Source organism: Gardnerella sp. DNF01195, from assembly GCF_049244175.1.
Classification (GTDB): domain Bacteria; phylum Actinomycetota; class Actinomycetes; order Actinomycetales; family Bifidobacteriaceae; genus Bifidobacterium; species Bifidobacterium leopoldii.
On sequence record NZ_CP058383.1, the window covers coordinates 932,687 to 949,586 of the forward strand.

The window sequence follows — 16,900 nt, forward strand, 5'->3', positions numbered from 1 at the left end:
AAGAGCTTTTGGTATGAACACCTTTACTCTAATCGCACCACCGGAATTTATTATTACAATGCTACTTTCATAAGTTTTGCAGCTAACGATGGTCCGACCCAAGCAATAAGTTCAACCCCAGAATCTACATATTCTGCCTTTTCAACTACACCATTTTCACGAACTTTTGATAATAATCCACCAAACTCGTACGGCAAAGTTACATCTACACGAACACGAGGAGACGGTAACAATTCTTCTAAACGATTGCGCAATATTTGTAAATTTTCGCCACTGAATGCAGAAACAATAACAGCATCAGGATAAAGAGAAGAAAAACGTTCTCGCGCAGCATCACTCATCATGTCTGATTTATTCAATGCCATAATTTGAGGTATATCTTCTACACCAGAAATATTAGCGAGAACTTCGTTTACTGCATTAATTTGCGAAATAGGATCTGGATGCGAACCGTCAACTACGTGCAAAATAACGTCTGCTTGTCCAACTTCTTCCAAAGTGGATTTAAATGCTTCAACTAATTGAGTTGGAAGTCTGCGAACAAAACCAACAGTATCTACCAAAGTATAGCTTCTACCATCTTGAGTTTGAGAACGACGTACTGCAGTATCAAGAGTTGCAAACAGTGCATTTTCTACTAATTCTTGTGAACCAGTAAGACGATTTATAATAGACGACTTGCCAGCATTCGTATATCCAACAACAGCTACAGTTGGAATATCTTGTCGTCTACGAGAACCGCGTTTTACATCGCGCGCAGGTGCCATATTTGCAATATCGTGGCGAAGTTTAGAAATACGATTTCGAATAGCTCGACGATCCATTTCGATTTTAGTTTCGCCAGGACCTCTAGAACCAATACCAGCATCTCCTGCAGCTCTACCACCAGCCTGCCTGGAAAGAGCAGCACCCCAGCCTCTTAACCTAGGTAGCATATATTGCAATTGAGCAAGCTCAACTTGAGCTTTACCTTCACGGCTTGTAGCATGCTGAGCAAAAATATCCAAAATAACAGCAGTGCGATCTACAACCTTAACTTTGGTTGCATCTTCTAAAGCTCTACGCTGGCTAGGTGGTAAATCATCATCAACAATAATCGTATCTGCATCATGTTGAGCAACTATTGCTGCAAGCTCACGCGCTTTACCTGAACCAACATAAGTTGCAGCATCTGGCCTATATCTTTGTTGCAACATGCCATCGCAAACAACAGCACCAGCAGTCTGTGCCAACGCTGCAAGCTCACGCAACGATTCTTCAGCTTGAGCAAGAGTTCCTTTTGCACTAGACCACACTCCTACTAGCACAACGCGCTCAAGACGAAGCTTTCTATACTCAACCTCGGTAACATCTTGTAATTCACCAAGACCAGCTACACGCTTTAAAGCATTACGAGACTCACGCTCCTGCCAAGCTTCATCATGCTTTTCACTGTCAGAAGTAGTGTCTAGAAGCACATCCGAATGAGCATAAAGCACTGCATTATTGGTGAGATTATGCTCATTCATATTATTAGAATCATTTTCAAGGGAGGAAAGATCGTTTGAATTAAGCACATCATCTCGCCCGGATACCACATTACTATCCACCAACTGTCCCTCCTCTATTTCATTGTAAATAGCGTTTTACAACGTTTGTCTTATTATGGTGACTTGAGACGACAATATATGAACACAACCTATATGTATGATATGTAAATAAAGATACAATAGTAAAAAGTATATTAATAAATTTAAATTTATAGGCGAAATACGGTATTTTTGAGCGAGATCATGGAAAGTCATCAACAATTTAAACAATACGATAAAACCAAATCACCAAAATCAGAAAAAACGCAAAAAATCAGTGGCGAACAATACTTTTCTGCAACACCATCATCTTGCGATGAGCGAAGAACGTTACATGTAACTTTGAGAAATCATGAAACTGTTATACAAGTCTCAAACGGAGTATTCAGCGCTTCTAAGCTTGATCTAGGCACGTCTGTGCTACTAAAACATGCTCCAAAACCACCAGAAAATGGCAAATTCCTTGATATTGGATGCGGATGGGGTCCTATAAGCATTGCAATGGGCTTAGAATCTCCAGAAGCTGAAATTGTAGCTGTAGATGTAAATGAGCGAGCGCTAGAGCTTACTGAACTAAACGCAAAAAACGCTGGCTTAAAGCATATTCGCACTTCTTTAGTAGATGACGCTTTAAAAGAAAATAATACTTTGGAATTTAATAATTTTGATCTCATATGGTCCAATCCACCAATTCGCGTTGGAAAAGAAATGTTGCACGACATTTTGATGACTTGGATTCCGCGTTTAAAAGTGGGAGGAGCAGCTTACTTAGTTGTGCAAAAAAATCTTGGCTCAGACTCACTTATTCCTTGGCTTGCTGAAAATCTTGGCGAAAACTACAACGTTGAAAAATATGCAAGCTCTAAAGGATACCGAATTATAGAAGTACTAAAAAGTAAGCACTAAAGAAGTACCAAAAAAGTAAAAAATTTACGAAAAGAAATATACACTATGAAATTCGACTACCCTGTTGAGCTTCCTATTTGCGCAGCACACGACGAAATAATAGAAGCAATTAAGTCTTCACAAGTCGTGATTGTTTCCGGACAGACTGGCTCCGGTAAAACTACGCAAATCCCAAAAATGGCGCTTGAGCTTGGAAGAGGCGGAAGAGGTAAGCAAATCGTACACACTCAGCCTCGCCGTTTAGCTGCACGCACTGTTGCTGAGCGAATCGCAAGCGAAATGGAAGTAAAACTGGGTGAAGAAATCGGCTACCAAGTGCGATTTACCGACGAAAGTTCACCTAAAACGAAGCTTCGAATTGTTACTGACGGTATTTTACTTGCGCAAATTCAGCGAGATCCTCTTCTTACTAAATACGACACGATTATTATTGACGAAGCTCACGAACGCAGTCTTAACATTGACTTTTTGCTAGGGTATTTAACAACTTTACTTCCGCAAAGACGCGATTTGAAGCTGATTATTACTTCGGCAACAATAGATTCTGCAAAATTCCGTGAACATTTCGAACAAGCTTTACACATAAAAGTTCCTGTTATTGAAGTTTCTGGACGCACGTACCCTGTGAGAGTGCTTTATGAGCCGCTTGGCTCCGCACCTTCACTTATGCGACATGTCCCCGGCTTTGCAGACATAACAATGGATGAGGAAACTGTCGCAGAAAGCCAATCTAACGAAAGCAATCGAGACGATATTACAGATGAAGATATGACATCTGCAGTAACTCGCGCATGCGCTCAATTAGTTATTCATTCAAGCCACGAGCAAGGCGCGCGCGACATTATGGTTTTCGCTTCCGGCGAGCGCGATATTAGAGAGTTTGAAGCAGGATTACGCTCATATTTTGGCACTCGAGCAAGTGATATGAAACGAGCGGATGCTATTGAAATAGTGCCGCTTTTTGCGCGTCTTTCTGCAAAAGATCAGCATCGCGTATTTGAACATCACTCTCATCAACGCATTGTTATTGCTACGAACGTTGCTGAAACTTCGCTTACTGTTCCTGGGATTCGATACGTTGTCGATCCTGGTTTTGCGAGAATTAGCAGATATTCTAAGTCTGCAAAAGTGCAAAGGCTTCCTATAGAGCCGATTTCTCAAGCGAGCGCAGATCAGCGTTCTGGACGATGCGGACGAATCGCGGACGGAATTGCTATTAGACTTTACTCGCGCGAAGATTACGAAACTCGACCTCGTTTTACCGATCCTGAGATTCTGCGCACTTCGCTTGGAGCAGTAGTATTACACATGCTTTCAGTAGGCGTTGCTAAAACTGGCGAAGATATTACGAATTTCGGTTTTATTGACCCTCCTGATATGAAAGCAGTAAGCGACGGCTTTAATGAGCTTAACGAGCTTGGCGCAATAAGCAGAAAATCAGGTTTCATTACTTTAACTCATATTGGACGCGAGCTTTCGAAATTGCCTATTGACATTCGTTTAGGACGCATGATTGTTGAAGCAGCTCGTAAAACCACTCCGAATACTCTTGCTGCTGTGCTGGTAATTGTTGCGTTTTTGAGTTTGCAAGATCCTCGCGAGCGCCCTGAAGAACAGCGTGAAGAAGCAGATAAACTTCATAATCGTTATGCCGATGAAACAAGCGATTTCTTAACTGCTTTAAATATTTGGGATTATATTTTCCAAGCAGACGGAAATATGAGCAATAATGCTCTTCGCAAACTTTGCAAAGCGGAATTCTTCCACTTTTTGCGTTTAAAACAGTGGAAAGATTTAGTTAATCAACTTCAAGACTTGTGTAAAGAATTACATTATAAAGTTGGCGAGCCTATTCCATCTAAAAGGCCATCTTTGGAAATTCGTCAACTTCCTAATAATCAGCAGGCTGCTCATAGCTTGTGCTGCTCTTGGGATTCGCAAGGAATACACTCGTCGATGCTTGCAGGATTACTTTCTATGTTGGGAATGCAAGTAGTGCGTGAACCGAAAGCTTCAGATTTTGCTAATTTGCATGGATCAGCAAAAATTCGCGCTATGAAACGCGCTCAAAAAATGGCTAAAAACGACTATCAAGGCGCGCGCGGAGGAAGATTCGCAATATTCCCGGCTTCATCTGTTTCTAAAACAACTCCTTCATGGGTTATGTGTACGCAATTAGTTGAAACATCTAGACTTTGGGCAAGATATTGCGCACAAATCGATCCTGCTTGGGCTGAGCCTCTTGCTAAAAATCTTACTAGAATCACGTATTCAGACGCTCATTGGAGCGCTTCTAAAGGTGCTGCTGTAGCAAAATCTAAGGTATTACTATACGGATTGCCTATTGTTCAAGATCGCACAGTTCAATGGGCTAGAGTTAATCCTTACGAAGCTCGAATGATTATGATTCGTCAAGGCTTAGTTGAGGCAGATGTGCAACAGCGTTTTGCACACGATGAGTTTATTTTAAATAATCACAATGTGCTTGAAGATGCAGATAATCAAGCAAATCGCACTCGCCAAATAAGCGAAACTGTAAACGACGAAGATTTATTTACTTTTTACGACACTCACATTCCTCAAGAAGCAACTACTATTGCAGCTCTTGCAAAATGGTGGAAAGATAACCGCGAAGAAGATCCGCACAAGTTAGACTTTAATCCCGATGAAGTTGAACGTTTACAAACTACGCAAAGCACTGATTTAGCTGATTATCCTGACCATTGGAATACAGTTGGTACAGACGGTCAGATTATAAGGTTGCGTTTAAGTTATGTGTATGATCCGGCTAATCCTTTGGACGGCGTAACAGTGCATGTGCCGCTTTACGTACTTTCGCGTTTAACTCCTGAAGAATTTACTTGGAATGTTCCAGGTTTGCTTGATGAGCTTATTATTGGCATGATTAAATCTTTGCCTAAAGCTCTACGAGTACAGTTTGTTCCAGCTCCTGACACTGCTCAAAAAATTCGCGCTTGGATTGACGAACATTACGACGAGCTTCCTGGGACTGGAGAAACAGAAAGCAATATAAAAAGCGAATGGCAAGATTTTAGAGAAGTTTTCACTAAAGCTGCAATTTGTGTAGTTGGCGCGCAAATACATCCTGAAGTTTTCGATGACGAGCAAATAAGCAGACTTTCGCCATACTTGCGCATGACGTTTAGTGTTGAAGAGAGAAAAGCTAACGAAAGTCGCAATAAACTTGCAGGTCGCAACAAGTACTCTAATCACGTAAAACCTACTCTTCTTGGAACAGACAAATCATTAATTGCATTGCAACAGCGTTTTGCGAAAGAAGCACAAGAATCTGCACGAGAAGTTGTAAATATCAAAGCAAATAAAGCAGCACAAGCTGGTCATGTAATTGAACGAGCAGATTTATTACACAAATCTGGTGCTACAAACCTTTCACGCGCACAAATGGTTTGGCAAAGCGCATTGAATATGCTGCATTTAGACAATAAGCGTATTACTTCTCGCTGGCTTGGTTCTGAAGCTTTAATGCTCGCAGCTGCACCTTATTCAACTTCTAATGCTTTAGCAGAAGACTTGCAAATGGCTGCAGTAAAACGACTAATTGCGAACACGGATAATATTACTGACGACAATTTATTACGCGAAACTGTTGCAAACGTATCTGAAGTATATGAAGACACTGTTTATGCTGTTGCACACGATGTGATCGCAATATTGAAGCGTCAAGCAGAATCAAGTAAAGCTGTTTCCGGCAAGGCTGATTTACCGTTGCTTTCAGTGTTGCAATCAATCCGAGAACACACTGCAAGTCTTGTATACGAAGGATTTATTGCCAAAACTCCATCTGATTCTCTACCTCGTATTGAACGCTACTTGCATGCAGACGTGATTCGTCTTACTAAAGCTAAAGCAGATAAAAACCGTGACGTACGTTGGGCTTGGCAAGCAGATGAAGCACATAAGCTTGTAATAAAAACTCAAGAAGACACTCAGAAAATCCCAGCGGGACCCGCTCATGACGAGTCGCAAATGATCGCTGAGAAATTACGTTGGATGTGCGAAGAATTCTATGTGTCTCTTTGGGCGCAAGAATTGGGAACTGCATATCCGATTAGCATACAACGCATGCGAAAGATGATTGACGGAAGGTGAAAACTGTTTCGCATATATGCATATATTTTTCTTAGCGCTTGCAATGTTGTAAACAATATTGCTCATAACGTTGCAAACAAACTTTATTTGCACAGTTGCTAAGTTATTGCCAATTATAATTCTATTGCTTTTGCTTTCACTATTATTTTTGGTCTTGTTCTTGATCTTCGTCTACTTCGATTGCATTGCTTTCTTTAGTGATAAAGTTTCTGAATGTAAATACGATAATTCCTAATAATGCAACAGCAGCACACATAAGAGATATGTTTGCAAATCCAGACGAAATACCAGAAGCACCGGTTATAGAATCCCCACTCAACATGTTTTTATCTAATATTCCGTCAAAAATTACTACACCAACAGACGCAGAAACACTAATAGCTAAATCATTCATTCCGCACCCTCTGCCAGATTCTTCAACTGGAAGAGATGAAAGAATTGTTGAGGCCAGTGGAGAATACACCATTCCACAACCTGCATAATAAATGCATGCACACAAAGCTATAGCCAAGAATCCAGAATTTATTAATACTGCAATACCAATCCATCCGCAAAGTATAAACAATATTGCTAATAATAAACCTGTTTTTCTTCCTATACGACTAATTATTAAGCCTGAGCATGAACCGAATATTGCAGCAACAATAAAAGCCCAAACTAAATAAGAAGCTACTTGTGAAGTAGTCATATTATACAAAGTTTTTCCAACTCTATTGAACAGTGGACTTATGCAATAATTCGTGAAGTATATTATGCCCATCAAAATTATGCCAGAAAGCCAACGAATATTCTTGAAGAAAGCTGGCGTAACGAATGGCTCTTTAGCTTTACTAATGTAAATACCAAAAATTATAAACAATATAATTGCTGAAATAAGCATCAACAAGTTTCTGTATGAAATGAACAATGTAAGAGATGCAACAGCAAATCCAAAGACTGTAAAACCAACAACATCAATTTTTTTACCATTGCCGTTTTTTGTTGGTAAATAATGCAATAATGCCGGCAATATTAGAATAGTTAATGCTGGAATTAAGAATAAATATTGCCAAGCAATAGAGCTTAACAATCCTGCTGAAAACACTCCAATACATGCAGAAAGCTGGTACGATGCTGTAAATAATCCGAAGAAGATAACTTTCAAATCATTTCGCAAATATTTTGTTGCAATTACTAAGAATGATGAACCTGCTACTTGTTCACCAGTTGTTTGCATAATACGAGCAGCAATAACTGTCCACAAATTTGGCTCAAAACAAGAATTAGCTACAAATCCAAAAACTGAGCCTATAAACAAAGATGTTAATCCAATGGTTACTAGCTTTTTTAATGACACAAAGTCGCCTAAAGAACCGTAAATAAAGCATACGATTCCTAAAATAATGCCAGGTAAACCTGTTATAAGAGGCGCTTGATCAACAGCTTTCACATCTATACCAACTTGTTTATAAACAAGGTTGAAACCTTGCAAGCACAACGTGCTAATAATAAATGTAATAAGCAGTAGTATTAACGCACGAACAGCAACCTTATTGCGCATTTCTGGGTCATCATAAGGATCCATAGAAGAACAATCAATTCGTTTAGTTCCAATCATCATTATCTTACTCTCCTGCCACATCCTAATAATTCCAACATTTGTGCAGAAAACTACTGCAAATAAATCAATCTGCCCTAACAATCTAAAGTTAATCGCAACAAATTCTTCGCGCGTAGCTACTCAATCGGATAATTCTACAGTTTGATAGTTACAATCAACAATAAAAATTGGGAACAATTTTAAAAAATAATCACAATAATAAAATGATTCGCATATCACTTATAATGTAACAAGCTAAGTAGGAGGAAACATGGTGCAGAGAAGAAAGAAACATGATTCTATTCATGTCAACCTAAATAGTGAACATAATAGTGGTGCTCATCACAATAAAAACAACAGTTCTTTAAAGCATAAGTTTTACTCCAATAAAATTTTACGAAACATTATTATTGCTGTCATAGGCATTGCTATTATCATTCCTGTTGTTCAGTGGATACGTTGGGAACAGACTGTTTCTGATCTTCGCAACAAACAAGAACAACTTGTGTCACGCTTTGATTTTAATCCAGGCAATATTATTTCTGATTCTCAATTTTTTGACGATAACGCAATGAGTAAAGATGAAGTACGCAATTTTATACGCAAAAAAGGAGCAAAATGCACTGGTAAAAATTGCTTAAAAAATGCGTACTTTAATACTCACACTATTCCTGCCGATTCACTATGTTCAAAGTATCAAGGTGTAAGCAAAGAATCTTCTGCAGACATAATATACAAATCAGCAAAAGCATGTCATATCAGTCAACAAGTATTACTTACAATGCTGCAAAAAGAACAACATCTTGTAACAGACACTGATCCTAGCGATTTCCAATACAAATCAGCTATGGGATTAGATTGTCCAGATGATTCTCATTGCAACCCACGTTTTGCAGGATTCTTTAAACAAGTAATTGGTTCCGCAAGAAGATATAGATATTATCTTCTTCATAACGATCAATATAACTACCACCCTAACACGATTAACACAATTCAATATTCGCCAAATAAATCATGCGGATCTAGCAATGTTTATATCGAAAATAAGGCTACTGCATTGCTTTATATCTATACTCCTTATCAGCCAAATATAGAATCGTTAAAAGCTGGATACGGCGAAGGAAATTCGTGCTCAGCATATGGAAATCGCAATTTTTCATTGATTTACTCTGCATGGTTCGGAGATCCTCGCAAATAATATTCGTTAGATCAACATAGAAATACAATTTTGGTGTATAAGCGTCGAGATATACTTAAATGCCTAATTTTTGGCACAATTGGTTGCGGTATTTTACGAAGAATGGATGCGTATGTCTACCTATTCCTCACAACTTGGTGAAGAACAACAAGCTGTTGACCGAGCTTATAGCCGTCTAGACGATTTGCGTAATACTATTCGCGCACGCTTAGACGCTGTGCGCGCGTCAGGTTCGCACGGTTCACCAACACAGCGCACAGAGCGCGACTCATTCGCAACCATGTACGAAGATCGTCTTACACAATTACGAGCTGTTGAGGATCGTCTTGTTTTTGGAAGGCTTGATAACACAGAAGGCATTAGGCGATACATTGGTCGCATTGGTTTGCTTAGCGAAAACCATGATCCTATTCTTACAGATTGGCGCGCTGAAGCTGCACGACCTTTTTATGAGGCAACCCCTTCGCATCATGGCGATATTGTTATGCGTCGTCATATTACACTCCGTTTCAGAGACGTTATTGGTGTTGAAGATGAAGTACTTGACATACATTCTGATGAAATAGGAAAAGCTTCACAACAAGGTACTCTTACTGGCGAAGGAGCACTGCTCGCATCTTTAGGTTCTCGCAGAACCGGCAAAATGACTGATATTGTTGCCACTATTCAAGCAGAACAAGATCGAATTATTCGCGCTCCTCTTGATCACACTATTGTTGTACAGGGAGGTCCTGGCACAGGAAAAACAGCTGTTGCTTTGCACAGAGCAGCCTATTTGTTATACACTCACAGGCGCAAACTTGAGCGTTCAGGAGTTCTTATTGTTGGTCCAAGTTCGGCATTCTTGCGTTATATTGATCAAGTACTCCCTTCTCTTGGTGAAACAGGTGTAGTAAGTAGAACTATTCCCGACTTAATTCCTGGAATTTGTGCTACAGCTGAAGATTCTCCATACGCAGCAAAATTAAAAGGAATGTATCGTATGCGAACAGTTATTGCGAATGCAATTGCCGCTCGTATTCGCGTTCCTAAAAATCTTCCAACAATTCATGTTGGAGGATTTAGTATTCCTCTTCTAAAAGAAGATATTGAGATAGCTCAATCAGATGCTCAACGGACTCACCAGCCGCATAACCAGGCGCGAAATACTTTTATAAAAACTGTGCTCAGCATATTGAAAAATCGTTATTTGGAAAAGCTTGATTATGTTCCAGATCAAGTTGAATTAAACGATATAACTTCTCAACTTCGTCTTGACGATAAACTGCGCATTACTTTAAATCTTGCATGGTTACCTATGACTGGAGAATGGCTTATTGACCAACTTTTTGCTAAACCTGACAAATTACGCACATACGCACCTTGGTTAAGCAACGAAGATATCAACTCACTTACTAGACCAAAAGGCAGCCCGCTTACTCGTTCTGATATTCCATTACTTGATGAAGCTATGGAATTGCTTGGTCCTGATCCAAAACTTGACGCTCAAAGATCTGCAGCACAAGCAAAAAAACTTGAAGAACAGCAATTTGCAGCTGACACTCTAGCACAAGCTGGTATTGGAAATGGCATAGTAACCGCCGATATGCTTCTTGATAATCTGCAAGGCGACGATGCAGGAATGCTTGCCCGTAAAGCAGCTTCTGACCGCGAGTGGACATATGGTCACGTAGTTGTCGATGAAGCTCAAGAGCTCACAGCAATGGATTGGAGAATGCTTATTCGTCGTTGTCCTTCACGCTCCTTTACTATTGTTGGCGATGTTGCACAGACTTCTGCGCTCGGAGGAACTCACAGATGGCAGAAGAATATGAATTCTCTATTTGGAGAACCAAATTGGGATCTTTACGAGTTAACAATTAATTATCGAAATCCTAGTGAAGTTTCTGAAGCAGCAAGCAAGGTTGCAACAGATTCAGGATTATACATTTCTACTGTTCATGCAGTTCGCTCAGTACCTGATTCACTTGTATCACAAACGGTTGAATCACAAGATGAACTCGATACTGCACTTGCAGAATCTTGTACAAAACTATTCGAAAAATTTGTCTCTGATGATGGTAGTGGTCGTATTGCAATCATTACTCCTAACAGCATGGTTAGCCATGCTAAAAAGGTTGTAAACCAAGCATTAGAACATGCATTACCTGAAAAATTATGGAATCAGTTAAACAAACAAAATGCCGATGATTGCCAATGCAGCGTTTGCACAGCTGAGGAAGTAAAAGGTCTTGAATATGACGCTGTCATAGTGTTGCAACCTTCTCAAATTGAACAGGAAGCAGCATCTAGACTAGCTGCTGCAGCCAATCTATATGTTGCAATGACTAGACCAACTCAAAAATTGCATATAATACGCACTAAAGATGACGCAAATTTTGAGAAATAGAACTCAAAATAATGCAAAAGCGCAGGGAATAGATATTCTGTAACAATAATCGATAAAATTATTATTCTTCTGTTTTACTGCGCTTCAAATCTTCAATGGCATGTTCAAAATCTTCAAGACCCGTGAAGTTTTGGTACACACTTGCAAAACGAAGATATGCAACTTCATCTAATTCACGCAATGGCTTAAGAATAGCTTTGCCAACTTCTTCAGATGTAACTTGCGCTAAACCTCGTGCTCGCAAATCAGCTTCTACTCGCATACCAATCGTCTTTAATGCCTCAGCATTAATAGGGCGTCCTTGACATGCTTTGCTAACACCGGCAACAACTTTTGCTCGATCAAAAGGTTCAATAGAGCCTGAACGCTTCATTACAAGCAACTGAGTTGTTTCTACTGTAGTAAATCGATTACCACAAACTTGGCATTCACGTCTACGGCGAATAGAGTAACCATCTTCGCTGATACGAGTATCTATAACTTTCGTATCAGAATTTTTACAAAAAGGACAATGCATATATTCAGCATACTAAAAAATAGCGAAAAACTACATAATATTATTCACTTTATTCAAATATTTCCGAATATTATACGATTTTATTGTCCATAATCCGAAATACTCCATAAAACACACTGAATATTACATCATCATTTTCAGTAAAACTTATCTCATCAGTTTCAATTTCAAATATAGTAATATTTTCCCTTCTCATATTCCCCCCAATTTCATACTATTTGCACTCAATCAACTATTGAGCATCATTTAATGGAACATTAATAGACTGTCCGATTACCAAATCTTCAGAAGAAAGATGATTTAAAGCCATTAAACGCTCTACATTATCTGATATATCACCGTTTTTAGGAGTAATAGTAGCAGCATAATTCCATAACGTATCTCCAGGACGAACTGTATATGTAACAACTCTTTCAGGTATCGCAGAAACAGCAGTCTTTGGCATAAACAATGTACAGAATGTTATTGCTGTCATCAAAAGTACAGCTACACGAAAAACTCTAGTTTTGCGCGCATGCTTATTAGAAACGCAGCGTTTACGAATCAAATAAGTATTTTCTTGTATACCTACTCTAGCTTCCCTGCCACTTCTAATTAATGATGTACTCATAACTGTCCTTTCTCCTTCCTTAATCGACTGAACATTTGTTCTATCGAACAGGTGTATTAATAATGACACATTTGTTCGATAGTTGCAACGGCGTGTCGAACAGATGTTTGATTTTTCTAAGAAAGTGCGTTAAAATAGTAAAAGCGAAAGGAGCACCATGAATAACGATGGCACAAATAATGATAACAACGGCATTAATGCTAGCGATATTAACGCAATGTCACTTACTGACCGCCAACGCAATATTATCAATGCCATCCAAAACAATATAAAAATTCATGGATTCCCTCCTTCTTTCCGCGAAATCGGAGAAGCAGTTGGACTTAGAAGCCCATCTTCTGTGAAACATCAATTGCGAACACTTGAAGATAAAGGGATTTTGCGAATTAATGCAAATAAAGGTCGCGCTATTGAAATTCTTGATAATTCAATTGTTGAAAACAATTCAAATAACAAAATTAATAAAAATTCTTCAAGAGTTGCCAATATTAGCGCATACGAATCTGATTCTGTTATAAATTCTAGAGATGTTCCTCTAGTGGGAAGAATCGCAGCAGGAGCTCCAATAACAGCAGAACAGCATATTGAAGATGTAATGCGATTGCCAGAACGTCTTACAGGTACAGGAAATCTTTTTATGCTTGAAGTACACGGCGATTCGATGATTGACGCCGCTATTTGCGATGGCGATTATGTAGTAGTTAGAGAGCAGCATGAGGCTGTAAATGGAGACATTGTTGCAGCACTGCTAGATAACGAAGCAACTGTTAAAACTTTCAGAAATGACCATGGTCACGTATGGCTTATTCCACATAATCCGGCGTACTCTCCTATTGACGGATCACACGCAACTATTATGGGAAAAGTTGTTACAGTATTGCGAAAAATCTAACAAATATAACTACTGAACAAACAATAGAATTTAACACAATAAGTTGTAAGTTGTCATTAGCTCATAGAGCTAAAGCAGCAGAGAACATAAATTGCAAACCATAAAAAACAAGTTATAAAATGCAAAACGCAAAACTTGAAACTTAAAACCCTAAAACTTAAAACCCAAACCCTAAAAAAATCTCCCCACCTATTCACAAACGAACTAGGTGGGGAGATTAATACTTACTTACGCAAGTGGATGTGAATCCTTAATTGTCACTGAAATTTCACGTCCATTTGGAGCCGCATAGCTAACAGTATCACCAGTATGAGCACCCATAATAGCCGCTCCAATTGGAGATTCCGGGCTAATAACGTCATAATCTGTAGCTACAGCAATATCGCGAGAACCAAGAACATAAGTCATTTCTCGACCTGCTAGCTCAAGAGTAACCAAAGAACCATTGCCAACAGTGCCATCCTTCGGAGCTTCAAGAATCTTCGCATTACGAAGCTTCACAATAAGCTCATTAATGCGACCTTCATTCTTTCCTTGCTCCTCGCGAGCAGCCTGATAACCACCATTTTCAGACAAATCACCTTCAGCACGAGCTGCAGCAATACGCTCAGTGATTTCTTCTCGATACTCACCTTCACGATGCGCTAACTCTTCTTTTAGTTTGTCATACGCTTCCTGCGTAAGTAAAATAGTTTTTTCTTCAGCCATTGCTACCTCCTTATCCAACAATCTCTAAAAATAAAAACTATTCGCGCGAAAATAAAATTCACGCTCTTCTATCAACGAGTTGAAATAATATCAACAACAAATACCAAAGTGTCTCCGCCACCAATACCGGCTTGCGGTATGCCACGAGAGCCATAACCATACTCTGGAGGGATAGAAATCAACAAACGAGATCCAACATTATGACCTGGAACAGTGCGATCCCAGCCCTGAATCACTTGACCGACACCAATACCGAAACTAGCTGGAGTATGACGAGCAAAGCTTGAATCAAATGGCTTTTCGCTACCCCAAACCACACCATGATAATTCACAGTTACAGTGTCACCGGCACGAACTACAGGACCATTACCTTCAACTAATTCAACAACTTTAAGACCTGCTGGCGGTTCAGATTCAGGGAACGTCACCGTTGGCGTAGTGCCAAATTCTGCAATCACTTCTGGCATATCTTGTGCCATATTTCCTCCTTTACAAACTCCAAACAGTATAATCTGAACAGTATAACATCTACACAGACAGCTTTTAACCATCCTGCATTACTAAAGCAGCGCATTTTAAATAGTACATTTAAGTAAATGCACATTCGAATAAATGCAGTTTAGACTAACACTTCCTAGATTAACCTGTCCTAGATTAGCACTGAAACGTTACGTATGTACATGAAATATACGCATTGTGTATAACTTAGCAAAAATTAATCTCAAAATATCAGCGAATTAATGCAAAATATTAGCAAATTAGCACTCAACAACGTTTACAGCTAGCCCGCCTTTTGAGGTTTCGCGATATTTAGACATCATGTCATGACCAGTTTCTTTCATAGTCTTAATCGCTTTGTCAAGGCTTACCATGTGCGAGCCATCTCCAAGCATCGCCATTCGAACGGCATTAATTGCAGTATTTGCAGCCATAGCATTGCGTTCAATACAAGGAATTTGTACCAAACCGCCTACAGGATCGCAAGTTAATCCCAAATGGTGTTCTATACCGATTTCTGCAGCATTTTCAACCTGTTCCGGGGTTCCTCCCAACACTTCGCACAATCCTGCAGCAGCCATTGAACAGGCAGAACCAACCTCTCCTTGGCAACCAACTTCAGCTCCAGAAATTGAAGCATTTCGCTTAAATAAGTAACCAACAGCACCTGCAGCAAGCAAGAATCGCACAACTCCGTCTTCATCAGCAGAATCAACAAATCGCCAATAATACTGCAATACTGCAGGAATAATTCCTGCAGAACCATTCGTTGGAGCAGTAACAATACGCCCACCACCAGCATTCTCTTCACTAACAGCGAGCGCAAAAAGATTAACCCACGCAGAATCTGAACTTTCTAAAGCAGCATCCGAACGACGACGATTGTTGCGAAGCATGTCTGAATTTGCAGCTAAGCGCTCATACATGTGAGGAGCTCTACGAGGCACATCAAGACCTCCTGGCAAAATCGGTTGCTTTGAGTTGCATCCGTTTTCTACACATTTACTCATAACTTTCCAAACATGCAGCAAATAGTTGCGCACGTAGTCGGCATCACCTTCATGCAATGCAAGCTCGTTTTGCCACACAACATCGCTTATTGACATATGCTTTTCTCGGCAAATATTTATAAGCTCGTCGCATGAAGTAAAAGGATAAGGTACAGTGGAATCTTTTGTTTGATTTGAGGAGTTTGCAGCATTATCGCTACTATTTCCGTTATTACTTTCGTTATTATTTCCGTTATTACTTTCGTTATTATTCTCGTTCTTACTTTCGTTATTACTTTCGCTATTATTCTCGCTTACACCATTCTTATTGGCATTATTTTCATCTTGCTCAGTAACACGCTCATGCAAGCCAACCATTGCATCATCTGCACACCCTTGACGAATAAATCCGCCGCCAATTGAATACCAAACTTGCTCATCGATTTTATTTCCGTCAGAATCAGTTGCAACAAAACGCATTCCATTAGGATGAACAACCATTCGCATCCATTTTTCAAAAATTACGTCCTTATCGTAATCAAAAGCAATAGTATGTTCACCTGCGAGCATTAAAGTGCCAGTTTTTTTGCATTCCTGACGAATAGTAAGCATATGATCAGTGTCTACATTATCTGGAAGATTTCCTTCAAGACCTGCAACGCAAGCACGATCAGTACCATGACCAAGACCCGTTAAAGACAACGATCCGTAAAGAGTCACACTTACATGCGCAACGTTTGCAAGACTACCACTTTTTTTAAGCGATGAAACAAACGAGCATGCAGCTCGCATAGGACCTACTGTATGTGAAGAACTAGGACCAACTCCAACTGAAAACATCTCTAAAATACTAAACACGTATCTATTGTAAGCATTATTAAGCTCACGTCGACACACTAATTACATGAGAAATAT

At 39.5% G+C, this 16,900-nt stretch carries 12 protein-coding genes; 5 read left to right on the plus strand and 7 right to left on the minus strand.

Annotated features, from left to right (window positions below; translation table 11 throughout):
• Positions 1-53: 53 nt before the first annotated feature.
• Positions 54-1,508, minus strand: coding sequence for a GTPase HflX (hflX, locus tag HXT43_RS03460; RefSeq protein ID WP_410294548.1), 1,455 nt, complete (start codon positions 1,506-1,508; stop codon positions 54-56).
• Between the two features lie 264 nt (positions 1,509-1,772).
• Here hflX and HXT43_RS03465 point away from each other — a divergent pair, with 264 nt between their 5' ends.
• Together HXT43_RS03465 and hrpA are read left to right on the plus strand one after the other, a co-directional pair.
• Positions 1,773-2,474, plus strand: coding sequence for a class I SAM-dependent methyltransferase (locus HXT43_RS03465; protein ID WP_004107129.1), 702 nt, complete (start codon positions 1,773-1,775; stop codon positions 2,472-2,474).
• A gap of 45 nt (positions 2,475-2,519) precedes the next feature.
• On the plus strand, positions 2,520-6,605 hold the full coding sequence (gene hrpA / locus HXT43_RS03470; RefSeq protein ID WP_421780896.1) for an ATP-dependent RNA helicase HrpA: 4,086 nt from the start codon (positions 2,520-2,522) through the stop codon (positions 6,603-6,605).
• 142 nt (positions 6,606-6,747) lie between these two features.
• On the opposite strand, the gene HXT43_RS03475 is transcribed toward hrpA, so the two are convergent.
• Positions 6,748-8,205, minus strand: coding sequence for an MFS transporter (locus HXT43_RS03475; protein WP_004107137.1), 1,458 nt, complete (start codon positions 8,203-8,205; stop codon positions 6,748-6,750).
• A 250-nt stretch (positions 8,206-8,455) separates the two neighbouring features.
• Here HXT43_RS03475 and HXT43_RS03480 point away from each other — a divergent pair, with 250 nt between their 5' ends.
• On the plus strand, positions 8,456-9,382 hold the full coding sequence (locus HXT43_RS03480) for a hypothetical protein (RefSeq protein ID WP_004119897.1): 927 nt from the start codon (positions 8,456-8,458) through the stop codon (positions 9,380-9,382).
• A 112-nt stretch (positions 9,383-9,494) separates the two neighbouring features.
• Positions 9,495-11,771, plus strand: a complete 2,277-nt coding sequence (locus HXT43_RS03485) for a HelD family protein (RefSeq protein WP_410295036.1) — start codon at positions 9,495-9,497, stop codon at positions 11,769-11,771.
• 61 nt (positions 11,772-11,832) lie between these two features.
• On the opposite strand, the gene nrdR is transcribed toward HXT43_RS03485, so the two are convergent.
• Entirely contained in the window at positions 11,833-12,288 is a 456-nt protein-coding gene (nrdR, locus tag HXT43_RS03490) for a transcriptional regulator NrdR (protein WP_004119918.1), read from the minus strand.
• Positions 12,289-12,520: 232 nt separating this feature from the next.
• Entirely contained in the window at positions 12,521-12,898 is a 378-nt protein-coding gene (locus tag HXT43_RS03495; RefSeq protein WP_064340256.1) for a LysM peptidoglycan-binding domain-containing protein, read from the minus strand.
• 217 nt (positions 12,899-13,115) lie between these two features.
• On the opposite strand from HXT43_RS03495, the gene lexA reads away from it, so the two are divergent.
• Positions 13,116-13,790, plus strand: coding sequence for a transcriptional repressor LexA (gene lexA / locus HXT43_RS03500; RefSeq protein WP_100066613.1), 675 nt, complete (start codon positions 13,116-13,118; stop codon positions 13,788-13,790).
• A gap of 228 nt (positions 13,791-14,018) precedes the next feature.
• Here the strand turns inward: lexA and HXT43_RS03505 are convergent, their stop codons facing one another.
• The 3 genes from HXT43_RS03505 to HXT43_RS03515 form a co-directional block, all read right to left on the minus strand.
• Positions 14,019-14,498, minus strand: a complete 480-nt coding sequence (locus HXT43_RS03505) for a GreA/GreB family elongation factor (RefSeq protein ID WP_004107146.1) — start codon at positions 14,496-14,498, stop codon at positions 14,019-14,021.
• Between the two features lie 71 nt (positions 14,499-14,569).
• Complete coding sequence (locus tag HXT43_RS03510; RefSeq protein WP_116971448.1) at positions 14,570-14,977, minus strand: FKBP-type peptidyl-prolyl cis-trans isomerase; 408 nt, start codon at positions 14,975-14,977, stop codon at positions 14,570-14,572.
• A gap of 279 nt (positions 14,978-15,256) precedes the next feature.
• Positions 15,257-16,825, minus strand: a complete 1,569-nt coding sequence (locus HXT43_RS03515) for an L-serine ammonia-lyase (RefSeq protein WP_410295035.1) — start codon at positions 16,823-16,825, stop codon at positions 15,257-15,259.
• Positions 16,826-16,900 lie beyond the last annotated feature (75 nt).

Coding starts and splice junctions, on each gene's coding strand:
- hflX (WP_410294548.1), bottom strand. CDS start 1,508: ATGAATGAGCATAATCTCACCAATAATGCAGTGCTTTATGCTCATTCG.
- HXT43_RS03465 (WP_004107129.1), top strand. CDS start 1,773: ATGGAAAGTCATCAACAATTTAAACAATACGATAAAACCAAATCACCA.
- hrpA (WP_421780896.1), top strand. CDS start 2,520: ATGAAATTCGACTACCCTGTTGAGCTTCCTATTTGCGCAGCACACGAC.
- HXT43_RS03475 (WP_004107137.1), bottom strand. CDS start 8,205: ATGATGATTGGAACTAAACGAATTGATTGTTCTTCTATGGATCCTTAT.
- HXT43_RS03480 (WP_004119897.1), top strand. CDS start 8,456: ATGGTGCAGAGAAGAAAGAAACATGATTCTATTCATGTCAACCTAAAT.
- HXT43_RS03485 (WP_410295036.1), top strand. CDS start 9,495: ATGTCTACCTATTCCTCACAACTTGGTGAAGAACAACAAGCTGTTGAC.
- nrdR (WP_004119918.1), bottom strand. CDS start 12,288: ATGCATTGTCCTTTTTGTAAAAATTCTGATACGAAAGTTATAGATACT.
- HXT43_RS03495 (WP_064340256.1), bottom strand. CDS start 12,898: ATGAGTACATCATTAATTAGAAGTGGCAGGGAAGCTAGAGTAGGTATA.
- lexA (WP_100066613.1), top strand. CDS start 13,116: ATGTCACTTACTGACCGCCAACGCAATATTATCAATGCCATCCAAAAC.
- HXT43_RS03505 (WP_004107146.1), bottom strand. CDS start 14,498: ATGGCTGAAGAAAAAACTATTTTACTTACGCAGGAAGCGTATGACAAA.
- HXT43_RS03510 (WP_116971448.1), bottom strand. CDS start 14,977: ATGGCACAAGATATGCCAGAAGTGATTGCAGAATTTGGCACTACGCCA.
- HXT43_RS03515 (WP_410295035.1), bottom strand. CDS start 16,825: ATGTTTTCAGTTGGAGTTGGTCCTAGTTCTTCACATACAGTAGGTCCT.